Here is an 11,938-nt window from a genome sequence, read left to right as displayed (position 1 = left end):
ACGTTTTCTTATCAAGGGGTCTAATGCGATTTATCTCTCAAATTAAACAAGATGCTGTATATTGGAGGAGTATAAGGAAATGCAGCCGTAAAGAAGGGAGATATTAGAATATTGAAAACGCCCTACCTAAAAATTCAGAATAAAATATTAGCAAACAAACCTCTAGCCTCAGAATTCCTGTACTCAATTCACTTTTCATCGAGACAAAAAAATCCCCCAACAACAATCTAATGCTTTTGGGGGATATTTAATCAATCTAAAAATTAACTAACAGGAAATCACTTGTTATCAGACTTATCTGTGTACATTTCTTCGATTTCATCCTGATATTTATCGTTGATGACTTTCCGGCGAAGTTTTTGCGTTGGTGTCAGCTCACCTTCATCCATAGAGAAGGCACGAGGTAACAACTTGAACTTTTTGACTTGCTCGAACTTAGCGAGTTCTTTCTGCAAATCATTAACGCGTTGCTCCAGCATCTCTACGATTTGATGGTGTTTGATCAACTCAACACGATCGTGATATTTGATATTTAGCTCTTTGGCATACTCTTCAAGTGAGTCATAACAAGGCACAATCAATGCTGAAACAAATTTGCGCGTATCAGCAATCACCGCAATCTGCTCGATGAAATGATCTTTACCAATGGTTCCTTCAACCATTTGAGGGGCGATGTACTTACCATTAGAAGTTTTCATCAGTTCCTTGATTCGGTCGGTGATGAAGAGGTTACCGTTTTCATCGATATGACCGGCATCACCTGTCTTTAAGAAACCATGCTCATCAAATGTCTTGGCTGTTTCTTCTGGCATTTTGTAGTAGCCACGCATCACCATTGGACCACGGACTAGGATTTCGTTGTTTTCACCAATCTTAACTTGAGCACCAGGCATAGCCATGCCAATGGAGTCTGGATCAAAACACTGATCATCCCAGCACGAGACGGTTGCCGTAGTTTCCGTCATGCCATAGCCAAGCTTGACGTTAATCCCTATTGCATGGAAGAAACGGCCAATCGTTTCATCAAGTTTTGCACCGCCACAGGGCATAAAGTTGATACGGCCACCAAGAAGCGCTCTCAGTTTCGATAAAACCAGTTTATCCGCAAGGCCATGGGCTTTTTTCAGGGCGAAGGAAGGGTTACGTCCTTCTTGATGACAAGCTGCCATCTTCGCGCCCATGTTCACCGCCCAAGTGAACAACACTTTGCGAATGAATGGGGCTTTAGCCACTTTCTCATGAATTGCAGAAAAGATTTTTTCATAGAAACGCGGAACTGCGCTCATTACCGTAGGACGAACGTCGGCCAACGCATCCCGAACTTGCATTGTATCTTGCAGGTAGCAGTTGGTTGCCCCTTTATAGAGGACGTAGAAAGTCCATGCGCGTTCAAACACATGTGAAAGAGGTAAGAAACACAGCGATACATCATCTTCGGACAGGCTTAAACGTTGATCATGCCCTTCTAGCTGAGCACCAATGTTCGCGTAATCCAACATAACCCCTTTAGGTTGGCCTGTTGTGCCTGAGGTATAAATTAGAGTGAGTAAATCATCGTAGTTTGCATCCGCCAAGCGCTGCTCTAATTCAGCATGGTGCTCTTTAGTGCCTTGAGCAATAAATTGCTGCCAATGTAACGCAAAATCATGCTCGCCAACGTCAATGTCATCCGACATTGCAACGATCAACTCTAGCTGCTCGCATTGGTCAAAAATAGAAACAGCAGCATCAAACTGTGGCTGCTCACCAACAAAGAGAACTTTAACGTCCGCATTCTGGAGAATATACGCTGACTGCGCTGGAGTGTTGGTCGGATAGATAGGTACAGTAACGGCACGAAGTTGTAATGCCGCAAAATCAGCCACTGTCCATTGAGGCATGTTGTTGGAGAATATGCCGATTTTATCTTGGACTTGTAACCCGCGGCTTAATAGTGCCAGCGATAACGCGTCGATCTGCTGACCAAATTGCTTCCAACTGATGCCGTTCCACACATCGCTCACTTTATGTTTGAGAGCAATACGATCGCCGCCTTTAGCAATCTGTTCACGAATTCGTTTTACGATATGAAAATCTAAGTTGGCCATCTTCTTTACCTTTAGCTTACACATGTAAGCTTTTTTGAGCGCACAAGTGTACATTTCGGGTCATAAAAGGCAACTGACGCGTATCAAAGTTATCAATTAAATAGTAAAAAACCTTGAATGACCGCAGACCACTCAAGGTTTTTAAAGACAAAGTGACGAAAGATTAGTCGAGTGCGACAACCTCGCCACAAATCATCATTAACTGGTCACGTAGCCAGATATGACCTTTGTCTTTTTCACTCGATTCATGCCAGCTCAAGAAGCCGCTGATCTTGCCATTTTCAAATGGGAAATCTAACACTTGCAGTTGGTCTTTATTGGCTGCATTTTCCACCATCCAACGCGGTGCAATGGTAACAAGCTCCGATTGGCCAACAACATACAATACGTTACTTAAGCTTGTTCCTTCGTAGTACGCTTGCACATCCATTTCACGGTATGCCTGCTCAGAGAAGCTACGTTGGCCGTGAACTCGAGACAATTTAGCGTGGCGCTCTGCACGTAACTGTTCAGGCGTTACCTGCGACTGGATACGTGGATGAGACTTAGCCGCAACAACAACAAGCTCATCTTGGAAAATTTCAGTGCTTGAGAAACCTTGATCGTCAAATCGAGCATAATCGATAACGAAGTCAATCTCTTGGTAGCGCATGCGTTCAGCCAACTGACGATCAAACTCAGCATCTAAATGAAGCTGCACGCTTGGCGCTTGTTCATGGATGTTCGTCATGATGTTTGGAGCAAAACGCATGTCACATGGGCTGCAGATCGCAAGCTTAAACAGGCGCGTCGATGTTTCTGGAGAGAAGATAGAACTTGGAAGTTCATTACGAATAAGTTGCAACGCTTGGCGCACTGGGCCAAACAATTGGCGAGCGCGCTGAGTTGGTTGAATGCCACGACCTTGGCGCATAAAGAGTTCATCATTGAACATCACTTTAAGGCGAGCGACTGCATTACTTACAGCAGGCTGAGACATGCCCAGATTGTGTGCTGCACGGGTAATATTTTGCTCTTGCATTACTGCATCGAAAACAGTGAGAAGGTTTAGATCTACTCCACGTAGAGTGCTTTCCATGCGGTAACTAGCGATGGCACTCATAGATTCTTTTTTATCGATCATGGGTCAAGCCTCTTGATATTCATCAGTGTAAATGGTTCTGAAAGTGAATTGCGGTTAGGAATAGATAACCTGCTTTTGTAATATTTATTTGTTAGATAATTTCCAACAGAACCCTACTATCAACGAATCAATCAGAGGCTGGCAACAAGATTGACAATTAATCAGTATTTTTTACTTACTTAATAAGATAATTACTACAAATCAAATAGTTATATCAATTATAAAAAAACCTCAAGCTTTTCTAAGCCTGTTTTTAGCTAGCTAAAATAACTTTTCACAACATGTTAATGGCGAGTGTCAGACCATAAACCTCGCTGATTAATTGATCACTAAATACAAAAACAGCATCAATGATTAGATGCTGTTTTCTGGCTGACTAACTGAAACTATATATTGGTGACGTAACTGGGAAAGTCGACTTGCTCCCACAGTTTAGTGGTGAGATCGGTTTGGCTGCTCCACTCTCCTTTCAGTATCCAATCTACAATCGCTTGGGCAACATTTGGGTAATGGACACTTTCCGCCTGCTCTTCATCTAACCACTGGCGCACTGTCGCCGCATTGAGGCTTTCCATGCAGGTCGCCATCCCTAAATCTTCTAGAGTTGCCACATTGCTTAATTGTTCAAACTGACCCGCAAGCGGTTTGAGCAACAACTTTTTCCCAAGCGTTAGAGCCTCAGAAGGCAGTTCAAATCCGCCATTAGCCATGACTCCTGCACAGCGATGTAAATGATACTGAAAACCTTCGAAACTCAAAGGCAATAATTGGATGTTCTCTATCTGCTCCGCATCGATGATATCAGGGTGATAACAAACAAAATTCTGACTAGAGAAACGCAGTAATAGCTCCGAGATATCGCTGAGAGCTTCAAAAGGCAAATACACCAAGACAAAGTCTTCAACATCAGCTTGTGTATCTGCGGTATGGACAATAGGTGGCAAAATAGGTTGATCAAAATGATACCAATGCAGTCCTATGTGATACTCAGCAGGGGCAAAATTCTCGATGATTTTTTTATCGAGCCAAGTTGCCCCTTTGAGTGGAACACTGTAACGAAAAGCATTTTGATGACTAATACTGATGACAGGTTTCGCTTGTTTTTTTGCCGCCCAAGCCGTGACCGGCTCAAAATCATTCAACACGAGATCATAATGAGACAAATCTAGACCATTAACTTCTCGCCATAAGCTCACAAGATTGTTTTTTAACGCCGTTTTAAGGTAATTCACCTGTCCATTTTGCGTCACAAAGGTTAAGCCACGACGTGTTTGATAGTTGCCAAAGTCCTGCATTGAAAAATACTTGCTTTGATCTCGACCACTAAAGAGAAAGTCCACCTCTACACCGCGCAGTGCTAATGCCTTACGCATCGCTCTTGCGCGGGCAATATGTCCATTCCCCGTTCCCTGAACTCCATACAAAACTTTCATATTTCACCTATGATAAAAGGCTTAAAGCCAGTTGGGCGCTTGCAATACCTAATAGTGATCCCAACACCACATCAGTCAAAAAATGCACGCCGAGCATAATACGTGCAGCTCCTATCAAACTCGCCCAAACAAAAGCAAACACACCGAGATCGGGGTAAAACACATTTAATAATGTCGCCATTAAGAAAGCGGCAGCAGTGTGCCCTGACGGTAAGCTATAGCGATCAGATGGGGTAATGAAAGAAGTGACCAACTCAGACAGCTCTTGAGGACGGCGTCGCTTAAAAAGATTCTTGGCAAGCCAATAGATAGGAAGCTCGATAGAAAAGGCCATGAGTCCAGCAAGCAGTAACCAGCGCCCAATCTCACCATCAAACCACCAAGCGAGCAGACCGATCACCGCATAAAGATGACCATCGCCAGTATGAGACACTGCCTTACTTACGCGAGATAAAGGCAGACTAAATCTATGTTGTAAACAAAATAATGAAAACGCCAAATCCATTTTGGCAATAGGCTCTATCGAACGCATTGTATAGCTCCTTTGCGACGTTATGCGTTCAAAATTAGAAGAGAACAGTGACAGAACCATGAAGCTTTGGCGGAGATCCAATGACAATTTAAACGGAGAACATAGAAAGGGATAACCAAAGAAGCGCACTTTGCTTTACCGGAGCAACCCATCTCTATCAAAAGCTCGCCGAATCATTCATAAGGAATCATCCGGTGAAGTAATTAAATATTCGTCGAAAAGCCACCATTTATTCTTATAAAGCCTCCCTACAGAAAAAAAATGACCATTTTCTTGTTTAGCGGTTGACGTGACCGTTTGAGTACGGTACTAATTTGTTAACTTAAATTTGTGGATTAATTAACGACCGCTTAAAGGAACCGTTAACAATGATTAAACGTTTTTCTCTCCTGCTGAGCCTCCTCCTTATCGTGACATAATCGCGCGGGTTGGCTGTGGAAGAAAAATTCCCACACAGAATGACACTAGACCCGCACACAGATGCGGGTTTTTTTATATCTAAATACCGGAAGTAAACGATTAACTGATGCCTCAGGCATCGAAATCACTAAGGAAGCACACATGAACGATCAAGTCATTATTTTCGACACCACTTTACGTGATGGCGAACAAGCGTTGTCAGCAAGCTTGACAGTTAAAGAGAAACTGCAAATTGCCTATGCGCTAGAAAGGCTCGGCGTTGATGTAATTGAAGCGGGCTTTCCAGTCTCTTCACCAGGTGATTTTGAATCGGTACAAACCATCGCACGCAACATCAAAAACAGCCGCATCTGTGCTCTTTCACGTGCTGTTGCAAAAGATATTGATGCTGCAGCAGAAGCTTTGAAAGTTGCCGAGCAATTCCGTATCCATACTTTTATCTCGACTTCTACCGTACACGTTCAAGATAAATTGCGCCGTAGCTACGATGACGTCGTTGAGATGGGGGTAAAAGCCGTTAAACATGCACGTCAGTATACCGATGATGTCGAATTCTCGTGTGAAGACGCTGGACGCACCCCGATTGATAACTTATGTCGTATGGTGGAAGCCGCCATCGACGCAGGTGCCAGCACCATCAACATTCCAGATACGGTTGGCTACACAGTGCCTAATGAGTTTGGCGGCATCATTCAAACCTTGTTCAACCGTGTACCAAATATAGATAAAGCCATTATTTCTGTTCACTGTCATGATGACCTTGGAATGTCTGTTGCGAATTCCATTGCCGCAGTACAAGCGGGCGCACGTCAGATTGAAGGTACCATTAATGGCATTGGTGAACGTGCAGGCAACTGTTCTTTGGAAGAGATCGCTATGATCATCAAGACCCGCCAAGAGTTGTTAGGTGTTCATACTGGCCTTAAACATGAAGAGATCCATCGCACCAGCAAGTTGGTCAGCCAGCTTTGTAATATGCCAATTCAAGATAACAAAGCCATTGTTGGTGCGAACGCGTTCAGCCACTCTTCTGGTATCCACCAAGATGGCATGTTAAAGAACAAAAACACTTACGAGATCATGACACCTGAGTCTATTGGTCTTAAAAACCAAGCCTTAAACCTAACCAGTCGCTCTGGCCGCGCTGCAGTGAAAAGTCATATGGATGCAATGGGCTATAAAGAAGAGGAATACAATCTAGATGCGTTGTACGAAGACTTCCTAAAACTAGCAGACCGTAAGGGGCAAGTTTTCGATTACGACCTAGAAGCGTTAATGCACTTCTCTAACTTGCGTGAGGAAGATGACTTCTACAAGTTGAACTACCTAAGCGTTCAATCTGGTAGCGTGATGGCAACAACTAGCATCAAACTTCAATGCGGCGACCAAGAAACCTCTGAGGCCGCTGTAGGAAACGGCCCAGTTGATGCACTTTACCAATGTATCTATCGCGTAACTGGTTATGATATTGTGCTAGACAAGTTTGATTTAACCGCGAAAGGTGAAGGTGAAGACGGCTTAGGCCAAGCAGACATCATCGCGAACTACAAAGGTCGTAAATACCACGGTACAGGCGTATCCACCGATATTGTAGAAGCTTCTGGGCAAGCGCTATTGCACGTAATCAATAGCATCCATCGCGCAGACCAAATCGCCGAAATCAAACAGAATAAAATCGCAACAGTATAAAACAGACTCCAGGGACGAGAGTCGCCCTGGGGCAACATAAAAATTAAAGGAATAACATGACAGACAAAACTTACAAAATCGCTGTTTTACCTGGCGATGGTATTGGCCCAGAAGTAATGGCTCAAGCACACAAAGTACTTGATGCAATTGAAAAGAAGCACAGCATTGAATTCGCTCGCGACGAGCACGACGTTGGCGGTATCGCCATCGACAATCACGGTTGTCCACTTCCAGAAAGTACCATAAAAGCATGTGAAGAGTCAGATGCGGTGCTATTTGGTTCCGTGGGTGGTCCAAAGTGGGAACACCTACCACCCAACGATCAACCTGAACGTGGTGCGCTACTTCCTCTGCGTAAACATTTCCAACTGTTCTGTAACCTACGTCCAGCACAGATCCATAAAGGCCTAGAAGCGTTTTCACCACTACGTGCAGACATCTCAGGAAACGGCTTCGATATCGTAGTTGTGCGCGAGCTAACTGGTGGCATCTACTTTGGCCAACCAAAAGGGCGTGAAGGGGAAGGTCCAAACGAGAAAGCTTTTGACACTGAGGTTTACCACCGCTTCGAGATCGAACGTATCGCAAAGATTGCCTTTGAGTCTGCGCGACTACGTCGTAAGAAAGTATGTTCTATCGATAAAGCAAACGTACTGCAAAGCTCTATCCTATGGCGTGAAGTGGTTGAAGAGATCGCAAAAGATTACCCAGATGTTGAGCTATCACACATGTACATCGATAACGCTACCATGCAGCTAATCAAAGATCCCGCTCAGTTCGACGTTATGCTGTGTTCAAACATCTTCGGTGACATTATCTCTGATGAATGCGCAATGATCACGGGCTCGATGGGGATGCTTCCTTCGGCCTCATTAAACGAAAGCAAGTTTGGCCTATACGAACCTGCAGGTGGCAGTGCGCCAGACATCGCAGGTAAGAATATTGCCAACCCAGTTGCGCAAATTCTATCGGCTGCACTGATGCTACGTTACAGTCTAGGTGAAGAAGCTGCCGCTCAAGACATTGAGGCTGCGGTATCTAAAGCGCTATCAGCAGGTGAACTAACGGGCGATCTATCAGGTGACAAGCCGGCCCTATCGACTTCAGAAATGGGCGATAAGATCGCAGAGTACATCTTAAACTCTTAATTTAAGCAGACAGATAATAATTATTCGCTCCTGATAAGCCGTTGTCAGGAGCTATACACAGGATAGTGATAATGGGCAAAACATTATACGAAAAAGTCTACGACGCACACGTTGCGGTAGCCGCTGAGGGTGAGAACCCAATTTTATACATAGACCGACACTTGGTTCATGAGGTTACGTCTCCACAAGCGTTCGACGGTCTACGTGAGAAAGGTCGCAAGGTTCGTCAAGTAAGCAAGACATTTGCGACCATGGACCACAATGTTTCCACACAAACAAAAGACATTAATGCATCCGGTGAGATGGCGCGTATCCAAATGGAAACGCTATCAAAAAACTGTGAAGAGTTTGGTGTCACGCTTTACGACATCAACCATAAATACCAAGGTATTGTACACGTTATGGGACCTGAGCTAGGTATCACGCTTCCAGGCATGACGATCGTTTGTGGTGACTCACACACCGCAACGCATGGTGCATTCGGCTCACTAGCATTTGGTATCGGTACTTCCGAGGTTGAGCACGTTCTAGCAACACAAACGCTAAAACAAGCGCGCGCCAAAACGATGAAGATCGAAGTAAAAGGCAAGGTTGCACCTGGCATCACGGCAAAAGATATCGTACTAGCCATCATCGGTGAAACGACGGCTGCAGGTGGTACTGGTTACGTGGTTGAGTTCTGCGGTGAAGCGATTACTGATCTTACGATGGAAGGTCGTATGACAGTATGTAACATGGCTATCGAACTAGGCGCGAAAGCTGGTCTTATCGCTCCAGATGAAACCACATTCGAATACATCAAGGGTCGTAAGTTCGCACCGCAAGGTGAAGACTTAGAAGCGGCAATCGAATACTGGTCATCGTTAAAGACGGACGACGATGCCGAGTTTGATGCTGTCGTAACGCTAAACGCAGCAGACATCAAACCACAAGTAACTTGGGGCACTAACCCAGGTCAGGTCATTGCCGTTGACCAACCTATCCCGGCTCCAGAAAGCTTTGCTGATCCAGTAGAAAAAGCATCGGCAGAAAAAGCCTTGGCTTACATGGGTCTAGAAGCTGGTAAAGCGCTGTCTGACTACAAGGTTGATAAAGTATTCGTTGGATCTTGTACTAACTCGCGAATAGAAGATATGCGCGCTGCTGCGGAAGTGGCAAAAGGTCGCAAGGTCGCGGATAACGTGCAAGCGCTAATCGTACCTGGCTCAGAGCAAGTAAAAGCCCAAGCGGAGGCTGAGGGCTTAGACGTAATCTTTAAAGACGCAGGCTTTGAGTGGCGTCTACCGGGTTGTTCTATGTGTCTAGCAATGAACAATGACCGTTTAGGTCCGCACGAACGTTGTGCGTCAACTTCAAACCGTAACTTTGAAGGCCGCCAAGGCCGCGATGGCCGTACCCATTTGGTAAGCCCTGCGATGGCAGCAGCGGCAGCGATCGCTGGCCACTTTGTCGATATTCGTGAGTTGGATTAAGGAGAGAACGATGTCAGGTTTCAAACAACACACAGGCTTAGTTGTTCCTCTAGATGCAGCGAACGTTGATACCGATGCAATCATTCCTAAGCAATTCCTACAAAAAGTGTCTCGTCTAGGTTTTGGTAAGCACCTATTCCATGATTGGCGCTTCCTTGATGACGCAGGTCAGCAGCCAAACCCAGAGTTTGTAATGAATGCTCCTCGCTACCAAGGCGCGTCTATCCTACTCGCTCGTGAAAACTTTGGTTGTGGCTCATCACGTGAACACGCACCGTGGGCACTAGCCGATTACGGTATCAAGGCGATGATCGCTCCAAGCTTTGCCGATATCTTCTACGGCAACTCAATCAATAACCAAATGGTGCCAGTTCGCCTAACTGAGCAAGAAGTGGATGAGATATTCCAATTCGTTGAAGCAAACGAAGGTGCGCAGGTTGAAGTCGATCTAGAAGCAAATGTCGTTCGTGCGAACGGCAAGGAATACTCATTTGAAATTGATGAGTTCCGTCGTCACTGTTTATTAAATGGCCTAGATAACATTGGCTTGACTCTTCAGCACGAAGACAAGATTGCCGCCTATGAAGCGAACATTCCTAGCTTCCTGAAATAGGTAAAGTGCGTGTTTCGACAAACAAAAGGTTGGCTTCGGCTAACCTTTTTTGTTTATTTACGAAACAAACCCGTTAATCGCTAGGTCTAGTAGTTAAAGCACTTTCCAAAAAGGACTTAATCTAATGAGACGCATTGTTACTCTACTACTGGCTTTTCTCTCTTTCCAATCGTTCGCCGCACCAAAATCCGATCTTTGGCCCTTTTGGCAACAATCTAATTCAACCAATACGGCGACCATTTCGCATCTAGAGTGGCAGTCTTTTCTAGATCGATACTTAGTTACCGACGGTGACTATACACTGGTTAAATATGGTTCCGTGTCATCCGAAGACAAACAGAAACTAGCTCAGTATATTGCTAAACTCGCAGAAACCGATCCACGAGATTACCCCTTAAACCAGCAATACGCTTATTGGGTCAACCTTTATAATGCGATAACGGTCGAGCTTATTCTTGAGGCCTACCCAGTCAAATCGATCACAAAGTTAGGTGGACTGTTCAGCTTTGGACCATGGGGTGATGAAGTAGTCAAAGTTGCCGGTAAAGATCTGACCCTAAATGATATAGAACACCGAATCTTACGCCCTATTTGGAATGACCCACGCACTCATTATGCCGTGAATTGCGCCAGTCTAGGTTGCCCAAACCTGCAACCCATAGCGTTTACTGCTGACAACACCGAGCAACTATTAGAGAAAGCGGCTAAAGAGTTTGTTAATAGTGATAAGGGCGTTCTTCAATTACAGGGTAAAACACAGCTTTCTTCAATTTATGATTGGTTTGCAGAAGATTTTGGTAACAAACAACAACTGATTCAACACCTAGCCAGATACCGCCCTGAATTAGCAAACTTAAGCGGTAAGCTCAGTTATGAGTATGATTGGGATTTAAACGAAGCGAAATAACGCTGTTATTCATTACTCTTAACGCAAAAAGCCCGTTGCTCACGCAACGGGCTTCTAAAACGGCGAAAGCCTAGTCGTAAGGCTAGGCTTTCTTAATTTAATGGCGGAGTGGACGGGACTCGAACCCGCGACCCCCGGCGTGACAGGCCGGTATTCTAACCAACTGAACTACCACTCCGCATTGGTCAGACTCTTGAGTCTAAATAAGAACCTGGCAATGTCCTACTCTCACATGGGGAAACCCCACACTACCATCGGCGCTAATTCGTTTCACTTCTGAGTTCGGCATGGAATCAGGTGGGTCCAAATCGCTATGGTTGCCAAGTAAAATTCTTTACGTTTTGCTTTAGACTCTTCGTAAAAGCATAAAACAAACAGTAAATGGTGCTGATACCCAGACTCGAACTGGGGACCTCATCCTTACCAAGGATGCGCTCTACCACCTGAGCTATATCAGCATCAAGATGTCCCGGTAGGACTAAAAAAGCCCGTTCTTGCAAACGGGCTCTCTTAT

The 11,938-nt window shown here is 44.9% G+C and carries 9 protein-coding genes, 2 tRNA genes and 1 rRNA gene; 5 read left to right on the top strand and 7 right to left on the bottom strand.

Annotated elements, in window-relative coordinates:
* Positions 1-278: 278 nt before the first annotated feature.
* From RH45_RS02520 to RH45_RS02505, 4 genes are all read right to left on the bottom strand, one after another.
* On the bottom strand, positions 279-2,087 hold the full coding sequence (locus RH45_RS02520) for an AMP-dependent synthetase/ligase (RefSeq protein ID WP_008073465.1): 1,809 nt from the start codon (positions 2,085-2,087) through the stop codon (positions 279-281).
* A 163-nt stretch (positions 2,088-2,250) separates the two neighbouring features.
* The gene (gene leuO / locus RH45_RS02515) at positions 2,251-3,210 is read right to left on the bottom strand and encodes a transcriptional regulator LeuO (protein WP_008073463.1); all 960 of its coding nucleotides are present in this window, start codon (positions 3,208-3,210) and stop codon (positions 2,251-2,253) included.
* 386 nt (positions 3,211-3,596) lie between these two features.
* A complete protein-coding gene (locus RH45_RS02510; protein ID WP_008073461.1) occupies positions 3,597-4,643 on the bottom strand; it encodes an MJ1255/VC2487 family glycosyltransferase in 1,047 nt (348 codons plus the stop codon).
* Between the two features lie 7 nt (positions 4,644-4,650).
* Positions 4,651-5,175, bottom strand: a complete 525-nt coding sequence (locus RH45_RS02505; RefSeq protein WP_008073454.1) for a phosphatase PAP2 family protein — start codon at positions 5,173-5,175, stop codon at positions 4,651-4,653.
* A 561-nt stretch (positions 5,176-5,736) separates the two neighbouring features.
* Here RH45_RS02505 and leuA point away from each other — a divergent pair.
* The 5 genes from leuA to RH45_RS02480 all read left to right on the top strand — a co-directional run bounded on the left by leuA (position 5,737) and on the right by RH45_RS02480 (position 11,424).
* Positions 5,737-7,284 (top strand): 2-isopropylmalate synthase, encoded by a 1,548-nt coding sequence (leuA, locus tag RH45_RS02500; protein WP_008073452.1) that lies wholly within the window; start codon positions 5,737-5,739, stop codon positions 7,282-7,284.
* Positions 7,285-7,340: 56 nt separating this feature from the next.
* Positions 7,341-8,432, top strand: a complete 1,092-nt coding sequence (leuB, locus tag RH45_RS02495) for a 3-isopropylmalate dehydrogenase (protein ID WP_008073450.1) — start codon at positions 7,341-7,343, stop codon at positions 8,430-8,432.
* Positions 8,433-8,503: 71 nt separating this feature from the next.
* Positions 8,504-9,904: a 3-isopropylmalate dehydratase large subunit gene (gene leuC / locus RH45_RS02490; protein WP_008073448.1), complete on the top strand. Its 1,401-nt coding sequence runs from the start codon at positions 8,504-8,506 to the stop codon at positions 9,902-9,904.
* A gap of 10 nt (positions 9,905-9,914) precedes the next feature.
* The gene (gene leuD, locus RH45_RS02485) at positions 9,915-10,517 is read left to right on the top strand and encodes a 3-isopropylmalate dehydratase small subunit (RefSeq protein ID WP_008073446.1); all 603 of its coding nucleotides are present in this window, start codon (positions 9,915-9,917) and stop codon (positions 10,515-10,517) included.
* A 124-nt stretch (positions 10,518-10,641) separates the two neighbouring features.
* Complete coding sequence (locus tag RH45_RS02480; protein WP_008073444.1) at positions 10,642-11,424, top strand: DUF547 domain-containing protein; 783 nt, start codon at positions 10,642-10,644, stop codon at positions 11,422-11,424.
* Between the two features lie 101 nt (positions 11,425-11,525).
* Here RH45_RS02480 and RH45_RS02475 read toward each other — a convergent pair.
* The 3 genes from RH45_RS02475 to RH45_RS02465 form a co-directional block, all read right to left on the bottom strand.
* Positions 11,526-11,602, bottom strand: a tRNA-Asp gene (locus RH45_RS02475).
* A gap of 31 nt (positions 11,603-11,633) precedes the next feature.
* Positions 11,634-11,749: ribosomal RNA gene (rrf, locus tag RH45_RS02470) — 5S ribosomal RNA — on the bottom strand.
* A gap of 57 nt (positions 11,750-11,806) precedes the next feature.
* Positions 11,807-11,882 (bottom strand) — tRNA-Thr (locus RH45_RS02465).
* Positions 11,883-11,938: the final 56 nt, after the last annotated feature.

Origin of the sequence: Vibrio sinaloensis DSM 21326, from assembly GCF_000189275.1 — a bacterium.
In the GTDB taxonomy this organism is placed as follows: Bacteria; Pseudomonadota; Gammaproteobacteria; order Enterobacterales; family Vibrionaceae; genus Vibrio; species Vibrio sinaloensis.
The sequence above is the reverse complement of the archived record's forward strand: the minus strand, read 5'-3'. Positions and strand labels throughout refer to the sequence as shown.